This is a genomic window from Dongshaea marina (genome assembly GCF_003072645.1).
GTDB lineage: Bacteria > Pseudomonadota > Gammaproteobacteria > Enterobacterales > Aeromonadaceae > Dongshaea > Dongshaea marina.
This window is the reverse complement of record NZ_CP028897.1, coordinates 397,793-418,306: the sequence shown is the minus strand read 5'-3', so window position 1 is coordinate 418,306 and position 20,514 is coordinate 397,793. Positions and strand designations below refer to the sequence as shown.

Below are 20,514 nucleotides of genomic sequence, written 5' to 3'. Positions count from 1 at the left end.
TTCTCTCCCGGTTAAAACACCAGTCTCTCAGCAATTCGTAACACCGAGCTTCTGGCCCGCACATTCTGCTCTATCTCTTGCTCACTGGGCTTACGCGCCTTGCCAATTGAGCGCAAGGAGCGTCCCTGGTTCATCTGCTGTTCGGTCAGAGGCAGGCCCGGAGGTGGCTCAATCCCTTTTTCATGCTTGCGGATAAAGCGCTTCACCCGGCGATCTTCAAGGGAGTGGAAGCTAATCACCGACAGCCGCCCCTCGGAAGCCAGCACCTTGAGTGCCGCCTCCAGCGCCTCATCAATCTGCTCAAGCTCACCATTGATATGGATACGGATCGCCTGAAAACTACGGGTCGCCGGATGCTTATGCCGCTCACGGGTCGGGCTCACCTCTGCGATGAGACTTGCCAGCTGCCCGGTGCGCTCTAAAACCTGCTCCTCACGGTGGCGTACTATGCCGCGGGCGATCCGCTTGGCAAAGCGCTCCTCGCCATACTCTTTCAGCACTCTGGCGATATCTTCCGCTTCAGCGTAAGCCAGCCAGTCCGCTGCAGTCTCACCCTTGCTGGAGTCCATCCGCATATCCAGAGGGCCATCATTCATGAAGCTAAAGCCGCGCTCGGCATCATCAAGCTGAGGTGAGGAGACTCCCAGATCCAGCAGCACACCATCGATCTTGCCGGTCAGTCCCCGCTCGGCCACATAGCTGGCCAGCTCGGAAAATGCACCGTGCACAATCTCAAAGCGGGGATCATCAATCTTTTGTGCCTCGGCGATCGCCTGTGGGTCACGATCGATCGCAATCAAACGGCCATTGGGCCCAAGTTGCTCGAGGATAAGGCGCGAGTGGCCACCACGGCCGAAGGTGCCGTCAATATAGGTTCCATCCTCTTTAATAGACAGTCCATCTACCGCTTCATGCAACAGGACAGTCTTATGCAAATATTGTTGTTCAGTCATCTTGTTCTTAAAGTGAAAAATCTTGCAATCGCTCTGATGAGCTCCAATCAGCATCCGGAAGCAGTTCTATATCGTCTGCTACCTGCTGCTGCCAGCGAGCTTCATCCCACAGTTCAAACTTATTCAGCTGACCCACAAGCATCACCTTGCGTCCCAGCCCTGCGTGTTGACGCAGCGGACCACTGATCAACATCCGGCCATTATTATCCAGTTCACATTCGGTTGCATGACCCAGCAACAGGCGTTGCAGGCGGCGCTCCATTGGATTCATACTCGATAGTGAGCGCAGCTTGCGTTCTATCGCTTCCCACTCATACATGGGGTAAAGCAGCAAACAGGGGTGATTGATGTCTATGGTGCACACCAGCAAATTCTCGCTGTCGCTACGCAGCCACTCACGATAACGGGTCGGCATCGCCAGCCGACCTTTTGCATCGAGAGTTACCGCCTGTGCACCTCTAAGCATTTTTCCGCCCCAGGGATCTACTTTTAACCACCAAGATCCACTTTTTCCCACTTTGACTAAAGTGTAAGGAGCACATTACCCCTTTGCAAGGAAAGAAGGCTGCATGTTCCCGTAGTTTTCACCGTGATTTTGCAAGAGTTCGCTTCATTTGCTTGATTTAGCGAGAGAAAACAGAACAAAAAAATGCCTATTTTTCATGCAAATCTTTCCCGAAAACCAGCCGAGACAAGGCTTGAGAGGTTGATGAACCCTCACAGGGAGCCAATTGAAAAACACAGTTTCTCAAATAAAATAACCTGAATCGGTTGAGGCAACTCCTGACCTTTCCTGCACCCGGGGTGGAAAATCAAACGCGAAATGATAACCCAGGGTCAAAAGTTATGGAACTATCCCGGGCGGATAATCCGTGGAAAAAACCGCAAGTTAGGGGTGAACAATCTAGCCGAATTCATCAGAAAGGCTTAGGATAAAAAAAGCACAGGGATCTTTGTGGTCAAGGAGCAAGCATGGCACAGGAGTTTAAAATTGGCGATGTGGTCCGCCTCAAGAGCGGTGGCCCGGCCATGACGGTCACCGGCAGTTACCCTCACGAACACAATAATGTGAAGCAATACTACTGTAGCTGGTTCACCTCTGATACTGCCGCCGAGGTCTCCAAAGAACATTTTGCCGCGCCTGCGCTGGAACTGACCAATGAGATCCTGGTCGAAATGGGCATGTCGGATGATGGAAATTATCGGCGTGGGGAGGATGATGTCTCCCACTTGCTGGAACCTGATCCCGATGATGAAGAGTACGACCACCATATAGATGATCCCCTGATCCCAAGGCCTTAGGATCATAGAAGGAGTGCTCAGAGCCGGCCGATAAGCCGGGTTCTGTCGTGGACAGCCATTCATCTAGGCCATGAGTCGCCCCATGGCTCAAGCAATCTACCCGGTTCCAACGCGGGCCGCGCCATAGGAACCCTATTTGATCTTGCTCCGGGTGGAGTTTACCGTGCCACGGACTGTTGCCAGCCGCGCGGTGCGCTCTTACCGCACCCTTTCACCCTTACCTGTGCCCGAAGGCCATCGGCGGTTTACTCTCTGTTGCACTGGTCGTAGGCTTGCGCCCCCCAGGAGTTACCTGGCACCCTGCCCTGCGGAGCCCGGACTTTCCTCCCCGAGGCGAACCTCGCGGCGACTGTCTGGCCGACTCTGAGCCGGAGGATACTAACAAAGCCCCCGCTCAAATACAATCAAAAGCCACCAGCCTAATACTCCATAGATCAAAATACATTGGCCATTTTCATCTGTACTATGGAGTACTTGAGCCATGGGCGAAGTTACTCGCGGAGTAACATAGCGCGAGATAGGATATCGAGCTGGTGAGATTTATCAGGGATGATAAATGCATCGCGCGGAGTGAGATTTTGATTACTTTTGGCGATACAAAAGTAATGTGCTATCGGCAACTAACACCATCCCTGGTTATCGTTGCATTCGCATATCCATATACATCGGCACCCCCGACACGGTTTGCCACTGCGTGGCAAACCAAGAACAACAGCATAAGCATATGGACAATAACGCTTAGCAGCCTAGCCTAAATGTTCGAGCCCATACTGGTAGAGGGCATTCTTCTTCACCCCATGAATTGAGGCTGTCAGTGCTGCGGCCTTCTTCAAGGGAAGCTCAGCGTAAAGCAGTGTCAGGGTGTTGATCACCTCTTGAGACAGAGCGTCCTGAGCTTTGCTAGCCCCTTCGACCATCAGCACTATCTCTCCCTTGCTATTCACCTCGTCCTCTTCGAGATAACTCAAAAGCTCACCTGCGGGCAGGTTGGTGATGGTCTCAAAACACTTGGTCAACTCACGGGCTACCACCAGACGACGTCCACTACCCAACACCTCAACCATCCTGGCAACCGTAGCCTTGAGGCGACGTGGTGACTCGTAAAAGATCAGAGTGCGTGGCTCATCCTTAATTGAGTTGAGCTTATCCTCAAGGGCCTTACTCTTAACCGGCAAGAACCCTTCAAAGCCGAAACGATCGGTCGGCAATCCCGCCGCACTCAGGGCTGTGATCGCAGCACAGGCGCCGGGAAGAGGCACCACCTTCATCCCCGCCTGGCGACACGCCTGGACCAGGTGGTAACCGGGGTCACTGATCAGCGGCGTTCCGGCATCCGAGACCAGGGCAATCGACAGCCCCTCTTTGAGTTTATTCACCAGCAGCTGGGACTTTTGCTGCTCATTATGATCATGCAGTGAGAAAGTCGGGGTTTTGATGCTGTAGTGGCTCAGCAATTTGCCTGTATGCCGGGTATCCTCCGCCGCAATCAGTGAAACCTCTTTGAGGGTTTGCAGGGCACGCAGAGTAATATCCTCAAGATTACCGATTGGAGTCGGCACTATATAAAGGATCGCAGCATCACTCATGGGTTTGTCTCTCTTAGTAATTGTGTCCCTTACTTCAGCCGATTAAAATAGGGCTTCGCATACCGGGCAGGGGATCTAGATTGAATCGTTTTAACAGGAACAGAAGTGTAACACGACTGCTGGTGATGGCACTGGTGATCTTTATCAGTGGCTGTGCCTCACAGATGGGAGCACTCAAACCCGATCAACCGCCCGCACTGTTCGACTCCAAGGCGCTGGCACCGCAGACCTACCTGCAGCAGCAGGTCAAAGCCAGCACCCCTGAGCTTAAATCCAGCTGGCAGCTACTGGCGATTCGTTCCTCGCTGATCCGAGGCGAGCTCTCCAGAGCCCGCTCGCTGCTGGCAGCCTCGGAGCAAACCGGAACGCTTAGCCCGCAGCAAAAGCAGCAACTTGCTTTGCTACAGACCCAGCTCGCTCTCTTCGAACAGCTCCCTGAGAAAGCCAGCCAACAACTTGATGAGCTCCAGTCAGCTGACCTTCCTGCTGCAGAACAACGTGAGTTTTATCGCTTGCAGGCGCAACTCAAACAGCAGCAAGGGGATCAGCTCGGGGCCGCCAGAGCCCTGATCCAACAAGATCAGCTCACCTCGGTTCCCGCAGCTAAAAAAGACTTACAGGAGAGAATATGGCGCCTGCTAAATCAGTTCACGCCTTTCACCCTGCGGGCCGCTGAAACCGCTCCAGCTCCGGATGTGACAACTGGCTGGTTTGAGCTGGCAGCAACACTCAACCAGTATGGAGCACAACCTGTCGTACTGATCCAAAAGCTCCAGGAGTGGAAGCAGACATTCCCCGGACACCCGGCGCTGGAGAATATGCCCGCTAATCTGGATCAGCTGCTGAGTATTGAAGCCTTTGTACCGAAAAAAATTGCCGTGCTGCTTCCCCTGACCGGTCCCCTGGCCCCCCAGGGTGAGATCATGCAAAACGGCATCCTGATGGCTTATAAGAATACCCACCACGCTGGTGAACTGCATTTTTACGACAGCAATACCCAGGATCTCCAGGCTCTGTACCAGCAGTTAACCACAGATGGGATGCAGTTTGTGTTAGGCCCCCTGGACAAGAACCGGGTTGAGCTGTTTACCGAGATCAACCAAACGATTCCCGAGCTCGCCCTTAATCAACCCGAACAACTTAAGGAGTCGGAGCAACTCTTCTATTTCGGCCTCTCTCCCGAAGGCGAGGCAGTCCAGGGGGCTAACAAGATCTGGCAGGATGGGCACCGTCACCCAATCATAATCGCGGCTAAAGATCAGCTCGGCCAGAGGATGTCCAAGGCCTTTGAGCAGCGCTGGCAGGAGTTGAGTCACCAGGAGGTTGAGATCGCAAGCTTTGATAACCAGCAGCAGATCCAGCAAACGGTTCAGCAGATCCTTGGGGTCAGCGATAGCAAACAGCGAATTCGTGATATCAAGCGCCTGACAGGCCTCAAACTCAAGGATGAGGCACGTAGCCGCCGGGACACAGATGCGATCTATCTCATCTCCTCTCCCGCTAACACCCTGCTGGTCAAGCCCTTTATCGACGTGAGTGTCAGCCCCTATGCAAAGCCGATCCCGGTTTATGCCAGCTCAATGAGCCGACTCAGTCAACAGGCCCTCAAATCGGTCGAAGAGATGAACAAGATGCAGCTTAGCGAGATGCCCTGGCTGCTTTCACAGGATCCATCCCTGATGGCTAGGGTGCGTCACCTCTGGCCGACCCTGACCAGCAATCAGCTCAGGTTGTTTGCCCTGGGCTATGATTCACTGTCACTGGTGGAGCGCCTGGCACAGCTACGCCAGCTCCCTCAATACAGTGTCCAGGGGCTCACCGGAGATCTTACGGTCGATTCACAGGGAGTGGTGCAGCGCCAACTGATGTGGGCCCACTACGAAAATGGTCGGCTGGTTGTCGATCAGCAGGATACGGCAAGCGATGACGCTCAGTAGTCGCCAACTGGGCGAAGCGTTTGAAAAAAAGGCGATCGATTATTTAAGATCTCAGGGGCTGAAGCTGCGGACGAAAAACTATGGCTGCCGCAGTGGAGAGCTGGACCTCATCATGGAGTCTGGCTCGACGCTGATCTTTGTCGAGGTCCGTTATCGTGCCAGCGATAGTTTTGGGGGAGCCCTGGCATCCGTAACCCCCGCCAAGCAGCAAAAAATTCGTCGAGCGGCTCAGTTCTATCTGCAACAGCAGGGGCTGAATGAGCATAAGCAATTATACCGTTTCGATGTCGTCGCATTTAGCGCACAATCTGGTGATATTGAATGGATTCAGAACGCCTTTTGAGGAGAACTCATGCAGGAATGGATTAAACAAAGCTTTACTGAAAGTATTCAAACCAAGATAGCCGCCGCTGAAGCGCTGGCGGCCCCCCTGGAGCGCGCCGCCTCCATGATGGTGCATTGCCTGCTAAACGGCAACAAGATCCTGACCTGTGGTAACGGTGGCTCTGCGGCTCTGAGCCAGCTACTGGCCTCCTTGCTGATCAATCGCTACGATGCACAGCGTCCAAGCCTGCCGGCGATGTCGCTGAGCTCCGACAGTACCACCATCTCGGCCATCGCCACCGATGAAGAGTTTAGCGAATGCTATGCCAAGCAGATCAGGGCCCTGGGTCAACAGGGGGATATTCTGCTAACCATTACCTCGACCGGCCACAGCCCCAGCATCCTCAATGCGGCCAAGGCCGCCTTGAGCCGGGATATGACCATCATCGCCCTCAGCGGCCGTGACGGTGGAGAAATGGCCGGACTGTTGGGCCCCAATGACGTCGAGATCCGGGTACCATCGAGCTCAACCGCCAGAATCCATGAGCTCCACCAATTCAGCATCCACTGTTTCTGCGATCTCATCGATCGCTCGCTCTTTCCAAGACAGGATGATTACTGATGAAACGCCTCATCTATCTGACATTACTGCTCGCCAGCACACTCAGTCTCAGTGGCTGTGTCGGGCTATTTGTTGCTGGAACCGCGACCACAGTTTCAGCAGCAAACGATCAACGTACTCTGGGTTCACAGATTGATGATCAAACCATAGAGTTCAAGGCTGGCAATGCCCTGTTTGGAAACAAGACTATCCACGAAAAGACCAACATCAGTGTCATCAGCACCAATGGCAGGGTGCTGATGATAGGTGAGGCTCCGACCGAAGAGTTGCGAGCCCAGGCCGTTGCCCTGGTACAGAAGGTTCCGGGAGTGAAGCAGATCTATAATGAGATCCGCATCGCCGAGCCCGTCTCCATGTCGACCCGGATGCACGACAGCTGGCTCACCTCCAAGGTGAAAACCCAGCTATTTGGCAACAAGAACGTCAACCCGCTGCAGATCAAGGTAGTTACCGAAAACGGTGAGGTCTTCCTGATCGGGGTAACCTCTCGCGAGGATGCCGAGCACGCCGTCAATGTGGCGCGCAATGTGGATGGCGTCAAGCGGGTGGTCAAGGTGTTTCAATACACAGATTAATGTTCACTGCCGGAGCCAGGCTCCGGCTATCTTTCTGACCCTGACACCACAGCTAAAACCCTCGGCATATACTGCCAAATTCATTAACCCAACCTGAGCTGCGCATAAGAGGGGAACTAAAAGCCCAAGCTGCGATCTGATCGTTTGTCCAGAACCATCAATCGCCAAGGAGCTTGGGCATGATCAATTTAGAAGCTATTTTCGTTGATGTCGATGATTTCTGTCAGGTCTTTCTACCCGCTTGGCAAAAACAGCAGATCTCCTTAGGTGTGAAGCAGCGGAACAGACCCTCTCGCCTGGCTGTCAGTGAAGTGATGACCATCGTCATCGCATTCCATCGTTTGGGATTCCGAGACTTTAAATCCTATTATCTTCAGTTCGTATGTAAGTACTGGAAAAGCGAGTTCCCCGGCCTGGTGAGTTACACCCGGATGTTGAAATTGATGCAAACGACCCTTGTCCCTTTGTGCTCCTATCTCACCCACAGACAAGCAAAACCTACTGGGATTGCATTCGTCGACTCAACAAAACTTCAGGTTTGCCATAACCTTCGCATCCCTCGACATCAAGTATTTCAAGGTGCTGCCAAGCGTGGCAAAGGAACCATGGGGTGGTTTTATGGATTTAAATTGCACCTTATCATCAATGATCAAGGTGGTGTTATCTCGGTCAAATTAACCCCAGCCAATGTTGATGACAGAACTCCTCTTCCTGAAATGTGCGAGCAGCTCTGGGGTTCACTCTATGGAGATAAAGGCTATATTTCAGGACCACTTGCAGAAGAGCTGGCAGACCAAGGGGTCACATTAATTACCAGCATCAGGAAGAATATGAAACCAAAGTTGATGCGGCTATGGGATAAGCTGATGCTTCGCAAACGCTTCATCATTGAAACCGTCTTTGATCAGCTGAAGAACATCTCTCAGATAGAACACTCACGGCATCGTAGCTGCGTCAGCTTTATGGTGAATCTCCTTGCTGGCCTCATTGCATATACCTTCCAGGAAAAGAAGCCGAGCATCCGAATGTCTCGGCTTGAAAAGGAAGCGCTTATGCAGATCTGAGGTTAACCCAAGCACTGTTCTGGCTGAAGCCCCTATAAAGAAGCCAAGAGAAAACGATCTCCAGGCCAGCCCATTTGCTTCTCACACATGCTTTGCGGCCCACAGCTCAGACTCAATTCATTCCTTCGTCCAGGCGAATTCACACAATGGCAACAACCATCAATCAATCTGCGCTTTGAAACTAAAACTATTTTGGTATGATATTCGTCCAAAATGGCTGAGGGCGAGATCCAATTATTCGTGTCACAGCTCTCCATCATGGCTGTAAGTTCATTATTTAAGGCTCAATCATGGATAAGAAGTTAGTTGTTATCACGGGTGCCAGCTCAGGTTTTGGGGCTGAAATCGCTAAGCAGTTAAGTGGCCTTGGCTACCCTCTGCTGCTACTTGCCCGAAGAGTAGAAAAACTGGAGGCACTGGAGCTCCCCAATACAATCTGCAGAAAGGTGGATGTTTCAGATCATCAGCAGTTCGCGCAGGCTGTCGATGAGGCCGAAGAGATTTTTGGTTGTGAAACTGACTGTCTGGTAAATAATGCGGGAGTCATGCTGCTGGGTCATGTTGAGGATCAGGATCCTCAGGAGTGGCAGAAGATGTTTGCCACCAATGTCTTTGGTGTCTTAAATGGCATGCAGGTTGTTCTCAATAAAATGAAGCAACGCAAAAGCGGAACAATTATCAACATTTCATCCGTTGCAGGTGTAAAAACCTATGAAGAGCATGCCGCATACTCAGGTACAAAGTTTGCGGTGCATGGTATTGGTGAAACGGTTCGCTGGGAAATGGCTCCCCATAACGTGCGTGTTATCACCATCTCTCCGGGAGCAGCTGAAACTGAGCTACTGCAGCACGTTACAGATCCAAAAATCCAGCAGGATTATGTGAACTGGAAAGAGAGCATTGGTGGTGCCATCACAGCAAAAGATGTTGCCGATGCAGTTGTATTTGCGTACTCGCTTCCGCAGAGTGTCTGTATCCGAGACCTGGTGATCACACCGACTCGCCAGCAAAACTAACACTCCCTAATCAATCACAGGCATGCCTTAAATCCCATTTGAGATAAGCCTGTGATTTCGTGAGCAGGATGACTTTCACGCTTCGAGCCAGTAGAATGCCCTCCCCGATCATACTTATACTTTTTGCCTAAGCCTCAATGATAGACTTTTCAATCTTACCGATTTACCTGACGGCTATCATTGCCCTTCTCATGATCCCGGGTCCGGATCTGCTGCTCATCATTAGCTCCAGCATCAGCTATGGGCGTCGTGTTGGATTTTTCACCTGTCTTGGGATCTGCAGTGCTGGCTTTAGTATGACTTTGCTCGCTGCATTGGGGATCTCTGCACTGGTTGTCATGAGTCCGCTGGCTTTAAATGCAATAAAGGTGATCGGCGGACTCTACTTGCTCAAATTAAGCTGGGATTCTTTTAAAAGCAGGGTAGATACGAAAATAAGCACCCTTGAGCTTCCTCGTCATCAACTCACGAATAGCCTGTACCGGCGAGCATTTTTAACCAGCCTTCTCAACCCAAAAGCTCTGATCTTTTTTGTGCTATTTCTTCCACAATTTGTATCCAATCATGCAACCGGCAGTACAGGGATTCAGATATTGATCCTGGGCTTAATCCTCAATTTCAGTGGATTTAGTTTCTACTCTCTGGTGGTAGCCATGGCAGGAACACTGGGAAAACGCTTGCTAAACAGCCATAAATTCCATCTCTATCAACACAGGTTCATGGGACTCATTTTCCTGCTATTAGCGATCTGGCTGCTGAGCTCCAACCTGCAGATACACCACATCTCTGGGTAGACCTTTCTCCAGATATAAAAAAAGCTCCCTCGGGAGCTTTTTTTATATTCAGATGAACAAACTTACTTGATCACCCGCAGCGTTGGACGCCCCTTGGGACGCTCAGCCGCTTCACTGTCTGACTCATCAGCAGATTCTTCCACCGCCTCAAGCTCGGCCAGGGGTGCGGCCTGAGATGGCTGCGCTGTTTCAAGCTCTGCATCGGCATCTGCACTCCAGCTCTCATAGGCTGGCTCTGGCGGGAAGAAGGTCCCGGCACCATTTTCACGTGCCTGAATCGCCATCACAGCTGCCATAGGCACATAAACCTGATGAGCAACGCCACCGAAACGAGCGTTAAAACTAACCGCATCGTCATCCATGGTAAATCCAACCACGGCACGCGGCGCGATATTCAGCACGATCTGCCCATCATTGATAAATTGCTGAGGAACCTGCACATAAGGCAGCTCAGCATTGACCAACAGGTGGGGAGTCAGCTCATTATCCAGGATCCAGTCGTAAAACGCCCGAAGCAGATAGGGACGACTGGGAGTCATCTCGATCTCCATCCTTAGATACTCGCCTGACTATGGTTTTCACGCTCAGCTTCGGTCAGAGCAGCCTGGAAAGACTCACGCTCAAACACCCGAATCATATAGGTCTTGAGATCTTTAGCACTGCGGTCAGCTAACTCAATTCCCATCTGAGGAAGACGCCACAACAGAGGAGCCATATAGCAATCCATCAAACCAAACTCTTCACTCATGAAGTAAGGGTACTCAGCAAACAGAGGCGCGATCGACAGCAGGCTCTCTTTGAGTTGCTTACGTGCGGCATCTGCACCATCCTTACCCTCAAGAATGATGTGGGCCAGGCTGTACCAGTCATTTTCGATGCGGTGCATCATCAGGCGGCTATGACCACGGGATACAGGGTAAACCGGCATCAATGGTGGATGCGGAAACCGCTCATCCAGGTACTCCATGATGATACGGGAGTTGTAAAGAACCAGCTCACGATCAACCAGAGTCGGAACACTAGCATAAGGATTCAGCTCCGCCAGCTCTTCCGGGAGGTTGTTGACGTCTACGTGATTGATATCAACACTCACGCCCTTCTCCGCCAGCACGATACGTACCTGATGGCTATAAAGATCATCGGCACCGGAATACAGTGTCATTACTGAGCGTTTGTTGGCAGCAACAGCCATTGAACCCTCCAAAAAGTTGTCAGAACATCCCACAGACCACCGGGATTTCACGGCCCCTGCAGGGAAAAAATGTAATAGGGCTGAAACCTGGCCGCCACCGCTCGGGCAGGACAATGCCAAATTTTCAGCAAGAGGATGAGTTTACCAGATAAATGCCTGTTTGTTCAGCAAATTGAGCCCTCTGAGCAAAACAAAGCGCATCCTTTGTGCAACCTGTCCTCTATCTTATTCAAACGCCAATAAAAAAAGCCCGGACAAGCCGGGCTTTTTCGAATATAAGGCCGGAGCCAAATATTAACGCTTAGAGAACTGTGGGCGCTTACGTGCTTTATGCAGACCCACTTTCTTACGCTCAACGCGACGTGCATCACGAGTAACGAAGCCAGCCTGACGAAGAGCTGGACGCAGCGTCTCGTCATACTGAAGCAACGCACGAGTGATACCGTGGCGAATTGCACCAGCTTGACCTGAGATACCACCACCCTTAACGGTGATGTTCAGATCCAGCTTCTCCATCATCTCAACCAGCTCGAGTGGCTGACGAACAACCATGCGAGCGGTCTCGCGACCGAAGTATACGTCCAGAGAACGCTTGTTTACTACGATGTTGCCGCTACCTGCCTTCAGGAAGACACGAGCAACTGAGCTTTTACGACGGCCAGTGCCGTAATATTGATTATCTGCCATTTGCCTGATCCTTAAATGTCCAGTACCTGAGGTTGCTGAGCAGCATGCTTGTGCTCGGCACCCGCGTAAACTTTCAGTTTACGGAACATAGCACGACCAAGCGGACCGCGTGGCAGCATACCCTTAACCGCAGACTCGATTACACGCTCAGGAGCCTTCTCGATCAGCTTCTCGAAGCTGATTGACTTCAGGCCACCTGGGTAACCAGTGTGCGCGTGATAGATTTTGCCAGAGCGCTTGTTACCAGTAACGTGAACTTTAGCAGCGTTAACCACAACGATGTGGTCGCCACAGTCAACGTGTGGAGTGTACTCAGGCTTATGCTTACCACGCAGGCGGTGAGCAATCTCAGTTGCGATGCGTCCCAGAGTTTTACCTTCAGCATCAACAATGTACCAGTCGCGCTTTACGCTCTCTGGCTTGGCAACGAAAGTTTTCATGTAACTTCTGCACCCAAAAATTGAAGTTGTTACAGTGTTTGTTGCAGGAAGGCTTCCCTAACTACAACGCTAAGCCACCCGTACTCCTTCGAGAACAAGTGGTCGACATATGTCTTATATATTACAAAGAGTATTTGCAACGTGGGCTGCGCGATTATAGGGGATGTCGCTGAAAAAATCACCCACCTTTTTGATAAATTTTACAAAGCCCACCTCTATAGTCCCTACTCAGGCCAGGTGAGGGAGCTCCAGATAGGCGAAAGATTGCATCTCTTCGAGCCTGGAGCGGGTTCTCTGGAACTCAAACTCCAGCCGTCCCCGGGTATAGATCTCCCCAAGGGGCACGGCCGCCGAGATGATGAGCTTGACCCTACGCTCATAAAACTCATCCACCATGGCGATAAAGCGCCGCGCCGCATCATCGAGCTGCTCATTCATCTGTTGCAGGTCTGAGAGCAGTACGGTATGAAAGCGCCTGGCGATCTCCATATAGTCGAGCTGGCTGCGGGCAGTACAACACAGGGCGTGAAAGTCGGCCATCAATACCCCATGTCCCGCCTGGCGAATCCTGATATTACGCTGCCCTATCTCAAGTTCCTGGCTCGAAGCCGGGTCGATCGACTGCTGAGTCAGCTGCCGATAGCAGGCTTGCAGATTCTGCTCCGCCCGGGAGTCCAGAGGGTAATGGTAGATCTCTGCCTGCTTGAGGGTACGCAACCGGTAATCCTCTCCCCCATCCACATTAAGCACTTCACAGTGCTCCTTGAGCAGAGCGATAGCCGGCAGAAACTTGGCTCGTTGCAGGCCATTCTTATAGAGATCATCCGGGTGGCAGTTTGAGGTCGCCACCAGGGTCAGCCCCCGCTGAAACAACTCATCAAACAGGGTACCAATCAGCATGGCATCGGTGATATCTGACACATAGAACTCATCAAAACACAGCACCCTGAACTCACGGGTAAACTGCTCCGCCACTTTCTTAAGGGGGTCACTCTGACCGGACAAGCCTTTGAGCTGCTGGTGAACCCGGCTCATGAAATGGTGAAAGTGAAAACGCTGCTTGGCCGAAGTCGTCAGTGATTCATAGAAGAGATCCATCAGGTAGGTCTTGCCGCGACCGACGCCCCCCCAAAGATAAAGGCCGCGAGGCATAGAGACTTTCGTCACCACACGCCGCCTGAGAAGCCGATGCCGAAGTTTAGGCTGTTGCATAGGAGCAGTGACTTCCAGCGCATGACTCAGGGCATCCAGATGCTCCACAGCAACTCGCTGAGCCGAGTCCTGTTTAAATCCCTGCTGCAGATCCCGCTGATAGCGCTGTTTAACACTCATCTTCTGGTCCCATCCTCGTCCTAAAATTTGATATCGCTTCCTCTATGGGTAGGATATAGTGGCAAGGAATGAAGCCACACTCAAGGATGTCTGGACAATGAGGAGATCACCATGACTGCCACGCTCTGGCTCTACGTTATTCTTGTCGCAATCATCGCATTAGTCATCGGCTTTTTTGCCGGTCGTTTTTCCCGCAAACCCTGTGCCACAACCGAGCAACTGACTCAGGATCTGGAGCAGGCACTGCAAAATCATGAACGCTACCAGCAGCAGGTACAGGAGCACTTTGTACAGAGCGCTGAAGTATTGCAGCACCTCAATCAAAGCTATCAGCATTTTTGTGAGCACATGATGCACAGCTCATCGGGCCTGATTAAGTCCGAAGAACTCCATCAGCAGCTGTTTCAAAATACCCCGAGGCTTGAGAAGCAAGCCGAAGATGAGCAGGCACCCCGTGACTACTCAGGAGAGTCTTCCGGCCTGTTGCGATAGAGTGTTGTATACTCGCAGCTTTATGGCCTTCTTGCCCGGAACTTAAGCCGCGGCGAGGTGGTCTTATTCTGCGAACTGTTTTTCAACAACAAGGAGTTTTCTGGATGAAGAGAGCCCTCACCCTTTTTACTGTTTTAGTATTCAGCCTGGGCGGCTTGTGTTCTCCGGTATTTGCCGCACTGCCAGCCAATCTTATCAATAGCCAGGGTCTTCCAAGTCTGGCCCCCGTGATTTCCAAGAGCTCGCCGGCAGTGGTCACCGTTTCTGTTTCGGGAAAAAAGATCACCCGTGAGCGCATTCCTGAGGCATTCAAGTTCTTCTTTGGGCCCAACATGCCTTCTGAGCAGACTCAGGAGCGCGCCTTTAAAGCTCTGGGCTCCGGCGTTATCATCGACGCTAAAAAAGGCTACATAGTCACCAATAACCACGTCGTTCAGGATGCTGATGAGATCATGATCACCCTGAAAGATGGCCGTAAATTCAAGGCTAAGAAGATCGGCGCTGACACTCAGTCGGATATCGCACTGCTGCAGATCGATGCAAAAGACCTGACAGCTCTGCCATTTGCCGATTCCGACTCGCTGAAGGTCGGCGACTTTGTGATTGCGATCGGTAATCCCTTTGGGCTGACTCAGACTGCGACCGCAGGAATCGTCAGTGCACTGGGACGCAGTGGCCTCAACGTCGAGCACTATGAAAACTTCATCCAGACCGATGCGGCGATCAATACCGGTAACTCGGGTGGTGCCCTGGTGAACCTCAAGGGTGAACTGGTTGGGATCAATACCGCTATCCTGGGTCCCAATGGTGGCAATATCGGCATTGGCTTTGCCATTCCCTCCGGGATGGTGAAAAACCTGGTCTCACAGATCCTCAAATATGGTGAGGTCCGCCGCGGAACCCTGGGAATCATGGGTGGAGAGCTGACTTCAGATCTCGCCAAAGCCTTTGGCTATGATAAAGACCATGGTGCCTTTGTCAGTCAGGTCCTCAAGGATTCAGCCGCCCAGGCCGCAGGCCTGAAAGCCGGTGATATCATCATCAGCATCAATGGTAAGAAGATCTCCTCGTTCGGTGAGCTGCGCGCCAAGATCGCAACCATGGGTGCCGGTAAAGAGATCACCCTGGGTGTATTCCGCGACGGGAAGATCAATGAATTCAAGGTAACCCTGCGCCGCGCCGAAGACCATCAGGTCAAGGCCAGCGTCATCACCCCCGCTCTGGAAGGTGCCACTTTGAGCACTATCGAAGAGAAGGAGGGAACTCCGGGAGTCCTGGTCGAGAAAGTGATCCCGAACTCACCGGCCTTCCTCTCTGGACTGCGTAAAAATGACATCATCATTGGCGTCAACCGCCAACGCATCAAGAACATGGGTGAGCTACGTAAGGCTTTGAAAAACAAGCAGGAATTGCTTGCCCTGAATATCCAGCGCGGTAACAATTCACTGTATCTGGTGATCCGCTAATAAATCCACGGCCTGGCTTGCCAGGCCGTTCCTCTTCCCCCTCAAATCATGTTATCCTCAGGGCTCATCTGCCTGGGGTCATCACATGTCGCGAAGCATCTTTATCTATCTTCTCAAGTCCATCTGTGCCGGAATAGTGGTGGCAGCGATCTTGGTGTTGGCGATCCCGGGACTACGCCAACAGGCCGCCCAACTGTTGCCGCAAAATATCTACCTGCGCCAGGGTGTAGTCAGCTACGCCTATGGGGTTAATCGCGCCGCACCTGCGGTGGTCAATATCTACACCCAAAGCATGCAGCAGGCCCAGCTGGATAGTCAGCCAAGTCTTCAGCCTCAGCGGCTGGGTTCAGGTGTGATCATGAATCGTGGCGGCTACATTCTAACCAATTATCATGTCATCGCCCGGGCCAACCAGATCATAGTGGCGCTGCAGGATGGACGGATCGTCGACGCCAAGCTGATCGGTACTGATGTACTCACGGATCTGGCCCTGCTCAAGATCAAGGCCAACAACCTCCCTGTGATCCCTCAGGACAACAATATCGATCCCCAGGTCGGCGACGTGGTGCTGGCCATAGGCAACCCCTTCAATGTAGGGCAAACCATCACCCAGGGGATCATCAGCGCTAAGGGGCGCAGCGATCTCAGCAGCCTAGGCGCCGATAGTAATGGTCGCCAGGATTTCCTGCAGACCGATGCCGCCGTCAATGAAGGGAACTCAGGGGGAGCGCTGATCAACACCCGAGGCGAATTGGTCGGGATCAGTACCGCTACCTACCACACGACTCGAAATCAGGAAGGCTACGGCATCAGCTTTGCCGTTCCCTACAAGCTCGCCCTCGATGTCATGAAGCAGCTCATCGAGCACGGCCGGGTGATCCGCGGATACCTGGGTGTTGGAGCAATCAAACCCTCCGCCATCATGGCGCGTCTTCTCAACCTTGGTGATAACCAGGGACTCGTTATTAATCATATCGTAGCCAATAGTCCGGCCGACAAGGCCGGGATCAAGATCAATGATGTGCTGCTAGCCATAAATAATCAGCCGATCCAATCTGCCAGTCAGGTGCTGGACAAGGTTGCGGCGGCAAAGCCTGGCAGCATTCTCTCTCTGACCATCTCGCGTCAGGGCAAAAAGATGACAGTCCCGGTAACTATTACCGAGGACACACGCTACCAAAGCAATAACAACGCCTCCTGAGCCAACACCACTTCTTTTTGACTAAGCTGTAAGAAGCTTGGTCGTGGGTTGCTTGAGGCTAAATTTGAGGAGAGATCCGACACATGTTGAAAGCTATTCGTGAGTTTTTGCGCCTTGAGGCTGCCGCCGGTATTATTCTGGTGATCGCCGCGATCATCGCGATGATCATTGAGAACTCTGCCGCCAAACCTCTGTACGATGCCCTGCTGGGAACCCATGTTGAGGTCCGACTTGGCGCCTTGCAGATCGCAAAGCCCCTGCTGCTCTGGATAAACGACGGGATGATGGCCCTGTTTTTCCTGCTGGTGGGACTTGAGATCAAGCGAGAGCTGCTGATGGGGGAGCTATCTGATCGATCCAGGCTCTCCCTGCCGCTATTTGCCGCCGTCGGGGGCATGGTTGTCCCGGCGCTGATCTACAGCTATTTTAACCACGGGGATGTGATGGCGATGCGCGGCTGGGCAATTCCAGCGGCAACGGATATTGCCTTTGCCCTGGGTGTCCTGTCGCTGCTCGGCAGCCGGGTCCCCCACAGCCTGAAGCTATTTTTGCTGACCCTGGCGATCATCGACGATCTCGGCGGCATCATTATCATCGCCCTCTTCTATACCTCCAACCTATCTCTCGGTTCACTGGTGATCTCGGCCCTGTCTCTGATTGTCCTGTATATCCTGAATCGACGTGGAGTCACCAAGCTAACCCCCTACTTGCTGGTCGGGTTAATTCTGTGGATCGCGGTGCTGAAATCCGGGGTACACGCCACCCTGGCCGGGGTATTGCTGGCGTTCTTTATCCCGCTCAAGCAAAAAGAGGGAGAAGAAGGCCCCTCGTTGCTGGAAAAACTCGAGCACGATCTTCACCCAACCGTGGCCTATGTGATCCTGCCGGTGTTTGCCTTTGCCAATACCGGGATCTCTCTTGAGGGCGTGACCCTGCAGTCGCTGCTACACCCGGTACCCATGGGGATCTGGGGAGGTCTCATCATAGGTAAACTGATCGGGGTACTGGGGCTCAGTTACCTGGCGGTCAAACTCAAAATGGCCAGCCTGCCCGATGGCATCCGCTGGCGAGAAATGTATGGAGTCTCCCTGCTGTGTGGTATCGGCTTTACGATGAGTCTATTTATCAGCTCCCTGGCCTTTGAGCAGGGGGCAACCGGAGGCTACCTGTTTAACGATCGCCTGGGGATCCTGTTTGGCTCAATTCTGGCCGCCATCCTGGGCTACCTGCTCCTCTATTTCGTGCTTCCCAAGAAAAAGACCTAACTGAAAACAAGGCTCCTTACGGAGCCTTTTTTGTGTCTCCGATTGAGTCAAAGTGACAGCCTGCTTGTGGATGAGTGAAACTGGGTAAATACTTTAGCTATCAGCAAAAGTGATTGGTAGTACTTCAAACCCAGTGAGTCTTACGACAAGGATGGATGACACCCGATGATCTCGGCTTACATGACAGATATCATCATCTTGCTATGTGCTGCGGTGATCGCTGTTCCACTGTTTCAGGCTGTCAAGCTTGGATCCATTCCTGGCTTCGTCATCGCTGGCGTCATTGTCGGCCCCTCCGGCCTCGGCCTGATCGATAATATTACTGAAATCTCAGCCCTTGCTCAGTTCGGTGTGGTACTGCTGCTATTCATTATCGGAATCGAACTCAGGCCCTCACAGCTTTGGCAGATGCGGCGGCTGGTTTTTGGCTTGGGGGTCCTCCAGGTCGCTTTGACCGGGATGGTGCTCAGTTTTCTGATCTATATTCTGACCGGGCTTGAGTTGATTACAGCCATCCTGGTGGGCTCAGCCCTGGCCCTCTCCTCCACCGCCTTTGTACTACAGCTGCTGGGAGAAAATAAGCAGCTGGACTCTCAATACGGCAAGATGAGCTTCTCGGTACTGCTGATGCAGGATCTGGCGGTGGTACCGCTGTTAGCCCTGATCTCCCTGCTGACAATTCCTGATTTTACGCTCCAGGGTGAGCTCTTCATCTCACTGATGGAAACCCTGGTGATTCTGTTGGTGGTGATCCTCGGTGGCCGCTACTTCCTGCACCCCATATTGCACAGGGTTGCTCTGGCTGGCAGCCCAGAAGTATTCACCACTTCTGCGGTGCTGATTGTACTGGGTACGGCCACCATCACAGAGCATATCGGCCTGTCGATGGAGATGGGTGCATTTCTCGCCGGGCTGCTGATAGGCGACAGCATCTACCGTCACCAGGTGATCGCCGAGATCAAGCCATTTCGTGGACTGCTGCTGGGACTTTTCTTCATGTCGATGGGGATGTCCTTCAATCTCATCAGTCTGATTGATAACCCGTTGCTGATCCTGGGCCTGGTCTGCCTGCTGATTATTCTTAAGATCATCATCATCTTTCCGCTGGCTTATCTCTTTAGCCGTAACGGGATCGTCTCGCTTTCGACGGCATTGATGTTGGCTCAAAGTGGTGAGTTTGCCCTGGTGATATTCTCGCTGGCTCTTCAGCATACTATTTTGGATACGAGCCTCTATCAGCAGCTGATGTTAGTAGTCGTCCTCAGTATGCTGTTTACTCCCATCCTATCCAGGTTGGCCTGCACCCTGAGTCGCTCCCAGGGGTCGGATTACTCCATCTATCCTCCACCTCCCGGGATCCCCGTCCCCATTGTGCTGGCCGGATTTGGTAAGGTAGGACATCGCATCGGCGAAGTCCTGACTAAGATGAAGATCTTTTATATCGCCCTGGATATGGATGCCAATCGGGTCAAGCAGCAACGAAGTCACGGCCACCCGGTCTTTTACGGCGATGTCCGCCAGCCGGAGATCCTGCATTCCGCCTCCCTCAAAGAGGCCAAGATCCTGGTGGTCGCGCTGGATGACTATGAAGCGACCAAGCAGGTGGTGAAGACCCTGCATAACAGCGATCCTGAGATGCAGATCTGTGCCCTGGGGCACAGCTACAACCAGTGTAAAGTGCTCCAGGAGCTCGGTGCTAACATGGTGGTGTCCGACAACCTGGAGGCAAGCCTGGAGTTCACCCGTTATCTTCTCAAGCAACTAGCCATCGACACCGCCGAACGCGAAGCGATCCTCGATGAATTCCGTAAAGACTATTACGGACAAAATGAGTGATTATCGGTCCCTTAGGAACGAGAAACCTCCAGCGAGCCTAGTTAGCATCGAGAATGTCAGCAACCCAGCTCAGTCCGGCAACGGCAGTCGGAAAACCTATGGTACTCACTAGTAGCAGGACCGCATGCCTGATCTCATCGGGCGATGCCCCGGCTTCGAGTGCGCGACGCGTATGACTGTGGGTCGCCCCCTCTGAGCGAATCGTAACCGCAGCGGCTAACTGGATCAGGTGAGCCTCTTTGCTGCCGAGTGGCCCGGCCTGTTTCGCCTCACTCCCTAACGCCTCAAAAGCTTCCATCAGCTCCGGATAACTCTCTTGAATTCCTTTATAGTGCTGTGACTTACCCACGATATGCTCCTGTTTTCCTTGTGCTTTTATGAAGTATATACCCTTACTATTTGAAGCTACAGAGTAGTCAACAGCGCAAAA

22 protein-coding genes and 1 other RNA gene are annotated in these 20,514 nt (G+C 52.5%); 13 read left to right on the top strand and 10 right to left on the bottom strand.

Features of this window, described 5'->3' with window-relative positions:
- Positions 1-11: 11 nt before the first annotated feature.
- Both rsmH and mraZ read right to left on the bottom strand, forming a co-directional pair.
- Complete coding sequence (gene rsmH, locus DB847_RS02195) at positions 12-953, bottom strand: 16S rRNA (cytosine(1402)-N(4))-methyltransferase RsmH (protein WP_108652885.1); 942 nt, start codon at positions 951-953, stop codon at positions 12-14.
- Positions 954-960: 7 nt separating this feature from the next.
- Positions 961-1,419: a division/cell wall cluster transcriptional repressor MraZ gene (mraZ, locus tag DB847_RS02190; RefSeq protein WP_108649247.1), complete on the bottom strand. Its 459-nt coding sequence runs from the start codon at positions 1,417-1,419 to the stop codon at positions 961-963.
- Positions 1,420-1,925: 506 nt separating this feature from the next.
- Here mraZ and DB847_RS02185 point away from each other — a divergent pair.
- Entirely contained in the window at positions 1,926-2,255 is a 330-nt protein-coding gene (locus DB847_RS02185; protein WP_108649246.1) for a YodC family protein, read from the top strand.
- A 15-nt stretch (positions 2,256-2,270) separates the two neighbouring features.
- On the opposite strand, the gene rnpB is transcribed toward DB847_RS02185, so the two are convergent.
- Positions 2,271-2,620, bottom strand: an RNA gene (gene rnpB, locus DB847_RS02180) — RNase P RNA component class A.
- Between the two features lie 381 nt (positions 2,621-3,001).
- A complete protein-coding gene (rsmI, locus tag DB847_RS02175; RefSeq protein ID WP_108649245.1) occupies positions 3,002-3,841 on the bottom strand; it encodes a 16S rRNA (cytidine(1402)-2'-O)-methyltransferase in 840 nt (279 codons plus the stop codon).
- A gap of 80 nt (positions 3,842-3,921) precedes the next feature.
- Between rsmI and DB847_RS02170 the strand changes: the two genes are divergently transcribed.
- The 7 genes from DB847_RS02170 (at position 3,922) to DB847_RS02140 (ending at position 10,173) form a co-directional block, all read left to right on the top strand.
- The gene (locus tag DB847_RS02170) at positions 3,922-5,778 is read left to right on the top strand and encodes a penicillin-binding protein activator (RefSeq protein WP_159084341.1); all 1,857 of its coding nucleotides are present in this window, start codon (positions 3,922-3,924) and stop codon (positions 5,776-5,778) included.
- Complete coding sequence (locus tag DB847_RS02165) at positions 5,765-6,121, top strand: YraN family protein (protein WP_234418486.1); 357 nt, start codon at positions 5,765-5,767, stop codon at positions 6,119-6,121. Before DB847_RS02170 ends, DB847_RS02165 begins: the two co-directional genes overlap by 14 nt.
- 9 nt (positions 6,122-6,130) lie before the next feature.
- Positions 6,131-6,724, top strand: coding sequence for an SIS domain-containing protein (locus tag DB847_RS02160; protein ID WP_108649242.1), 594 nt, complete (start codon positions 6,131-6,133; stop codon positions 6,722-6,724).
- Positions 6,724-7,299: a division/outer membrane stress-associated lipid-binding lipoprotein gene (gene dolP / locus DB847_RS02155; protein WP_108649241.1), complete on the top strand. Its 576-nt coding sequence runs from the start codon at positions 6,724-6,726 to the stop codon at positions 7,297-7,299. The genes DB847_RS02160 and dolP overlap by 1 nt, the downstream gene beginning before the upstream one ends.
- Before the next feature lie 179 nt (positions 7,300-7,478).
- Entirely contained in the window at positions 7,479-8,363 is an 885-nt protein-coding gene (locus DB847_RS02150; RefSeq protein ID WP_108649240.1) for an IS982 family transposase, read from the top strand.
- A 290-nt stretch (positions 8,364-8,653) separates the two neighbouring features.
- Positions 8,654-9,379: an SDR family oxidoreductase gene (locus tag DB847_RS02145; RefSeq protein ID WP_108649239.1), complete on the top strand. Its 726-nt coding sequence runs from the start codon at positions 8,654-8,656 to the stop codon at positions 9,377-9,379.
- A 137-nt stretch (positions 9,380-9,516) separates the two neighbouring features.
- On the top strand, positions 9,517-10,173 hold the full coding sequence (locus tag DB847_RS02140) for a LysE family translocator (RefSeq protein WP_108649238.1): 657 nt from the start codon (positions 9,517-9,519) through the stop codon (positions 10,171-10,173).
- Positions 10,174-10,235: 62 nt separating this feature from the next.
- On the opposite strand, the gene sspB is transcribed toward DB847_RS02140, so the two are convergent.
- The 5 genes from sspB to zapE form a co-directional block, all read right to left on the bottom strand.
- Positions 10,236-10,712 (bottom strand): ClpXP protease specificity-enhancing factor, encoded by a 477-nt coding sequence (sspB, locus tag DB847_RS02135; protein ID WP_234418485.1) that lies wholly within the window; start codon positions 10,710-10,712, stop codon positions 10,236-10,238.
- Positions 10,713-10,726: 14 nt separating this feature from the next.
- Entirely contained in the window at positions 10,727-11,365 is a 639-nt protein-coding gene (sspA, locus tag DB847_RS02130; protein WP_108649236.1) for a stringent starvation protein SspA, read from the bottom strand.
- 294 nt (positions 11,366-11,659) lie between these two features.
- Positions 11,660-12,052, bottom strand: a complete 393-nt coding sequence (gene rpsI, locus DB847_RS02125; protein ID WP_108649235.1) for a 30S ribosomal protein S9 — start codon at positions 12,050-12,052, stop codon at positions 11,660-11,662.
- A gap of 11 nt (positions 12,053-12,063) precedes the next feature.
- Entirely contained in the window at positions 12,064-12,492 is a 429-nt protein-coding gene (rplM, locus tag DB847_RS02120) for a 50S ribosomal protein L13 (RefSeq protein ID WP_108649234.1), read from the bottom strand.
- A 228-nt stretch (positions 12,493-12,720) separates the two neighbouring features.
- A complete protein-coding gene (gene zapE, locus DB847_RS02115; protein WP_108649233.1) occupies positions 12,721-13,824 on the bottom strand; it encodes a cell division protein ZapE in 1,104 nt (367 codons plus the stop codon).
- Between the two features lie 111 nt (positions 13,825-13,935).
- On the opposite strand from zapE, the gene DB847_RS02110 reads away from it, so the two are divergent.
- From DB847_RS02110 to DB847_RS02090, 5 genes are all read left to right on the top strand, one after another.
- Complete coding sequence (locus DB847_RS02110) at positions 13,936-14,316, top strand: YhcB family protein (protein ID WP_108649232.1); 381 nt, start codon at positions 13,936-13,938, stop codon at positions 14,314-14,316.
- A gap of 104 nt (positions 14,317-14,420) precedes the next feature.
- Positions 14,421-15,782, top strand: a complete 1,362-nt coding sequence (locus DB847_RS02105) for a Do family serine endopeptidase (protein ID WP_108649231.1) — start codon at positions 14,421-14,423, stop codon at positions 15,780-15,782.
- 85 nt (positions 15,783-15,867) lie between these two features.
- Complete coding sequence (degS, locus tag DB847_RS02100) at positions 15,868-16,983, top strand: outer membrane-stress sensor serine endopeptidase DegS (protein ID WP_108649230.1); 1,116 nt, start codon at positions 15,868-15,870, stop codon at positions 16,981-16,983.
- A gap of 83 nt (positions 16,984-17,066) precedes the next feature.
- The gene (nhaA, locus tag DB847_RS02095) at positions 17,067-18,248 is read left to right on the top strand and encodes a Na+/H+ antiporter NhaA (RefSeq protein ID WP_108649229.1); all 1,182 of its coding nucleotides are present in this window, start codon (positions 17,067-17,069) and stop codon (positions 18,246-18,248) included.
- A gap of 165 nt (positions 18,249-18,413) precedes the next feature.
- A complete protein-coding gene (locus DB847_RS02090; RefSeq protein ID WP_108649228.1) occupies positions 18,414-20,084 on the top strand; it encodes a monovalent cation:proton antiporter-2 (CPA2) family protein in 1,671 nt (556 codons plus the stop codon).
- Between the two features lie 37 nt (positions 20,085-20,121).
- Here the strand turns inward: DB847_RS02090 and DB847_RS02085 are convergent, their stop codons facing one another.
- On the bottom strand, positions 20,122-20,433 hold the full coding sequence (locus DB847_RS02085) for a carboxymuconolactone decarboxylase family protein (protein ID WP_199911684.1): 312 nt from the start codon (positions 20,431-20,433) through the stop codon (positions 20,122-20,124).
- Positions 20,434-20,514 lie beyond the last annotated feature (81 nt).

Coding starts and splice junctions, on each gene's coding strand:
- rsmH (WP_108652885.1), bottom strand. CDS start 953: ATGACTGAACAACAATATTTGCATAAGACTGTCCTGTTGCATGAAGCG.
- mraZ (WP_108649247.1), bottom strand. CDS start 1,419: ATGCTTAGAGGTGCACAGGCGGTAACTCTCGATGCAAAAGGTCGGCTG.
- DB847_RS02185 (WP_108649246.1), top strand. CDS start 1,926: ATGGCACAGGAGTTTAAAATTGGCGATGTGGTCCGCCTCAAGAGCGGT.
- rsmI (WP_108649245.1), bottom strand. CDS start 3,841: ATGAGTGATGCTGCGATCCTTTATATAGTGCCGACTCCAATCGGTAAT.
- DB847_RS02165 (WP_234418486.1), top strand. CDS start 5,765: ATGACGCTCAGTAGTCGCCAACTGGGCGAAGCGTTTGAAAAAAAGGCG.
- DB847_RS02160 (WP_108649242.1), top strand. CDS start 6,131: ATGCAGGAATGGATTAAACAAAGCTTTACTGAAAGTATTCAAACCAAG.
- dolP (WP_108649241.1), top strand. CDS start 6,724: ATGAAACGCCTCATCTATCTGACATTACTGCTCGCCAGCACACTCAGT.
- DB847_RS02150 (WP_108649240.1), top strand. CDS start 7,479: ATGATCAATTTAGAAGCTATTTTCGTTGATGTCGATGATTTCTGTCAG.
- DB847_RS02145 (WP_108649239.1), top strand. CDS start 8,654: ATGGATAAGAAGTTAGTTGTTATCACGGGTGCCAGCTCAGGTTTTGGG.
- DB847_RS02140 (WP_108649238.1), top strand. CDS start 9,517: ATGATAGACTTTTCAATCTTACCGATTTACCTGACGGCTATCATTGCC.
- sspB (WP_234418485.1), bottom strand. CDS start 10,712: ATGACTCCCAGTCGTCCCTATCTGCTTCGGGCGTTTTACGACTGGATC.
- sspA (WP_108649236.1), bottom strand. CDS start 11,365: ATGGCTGTTGCTGCCAACAAACGCTCAGTAATGACACTGTATTCCGGT.
- rpsI (WP_108649235.1), bottom strand. CDS start 12,052: ATGGCAGATAATCAATATTACGGCACTGGCCGTCGTAAAAGCTCAGTT.
- rplM (WP_108649234.1), bottom strand. CDS start 12,492: ATGAAAACTTTCGTTGCCAAGCCAGAGAGCGTAAAGCGCGACTGGTAC.
- zapE (WP_108649233.1), bottom strand. CDS start 13,824: ATGAGTGTTAAACAGCGCTATCAGCGGGATCTGCAGCAGGGATTTAAA.
- DB847_RS02110 (WP_108649232.1), top strand. CDS start 13,936: ATGACTGCCACGCTCTGGCTCTACGTTATTCTTGTCGCAATCATCGCA.
- DB847_RS02105 (WP_108649231.1), top strand. CDS start 14,421: ATGAAGAGAGCCCTCACCCTTTTTACTGTTTTAGTATTCAGCCTGGGC.
- degS (WP_108649230.1), top strand. CDS start 15,868: ATGTCGCGAAGCATCTTTATCTATCTTCTCAAGTCCATCTGTGCCGGA.
- nhaA (WP_108649229.1), top strand. CDS start 17,067: ATGTTGAAAGCTATTCGTGAGTTTTTGCGCCTTGAGGCTGCCGCCGGT.
- DB847_RS02090 (WP_108649228.1), top strand. CDS start 18,414: ATGATCTCGGCTTACATGACAGATATCATCATCTTGCTATGTGCTGCG.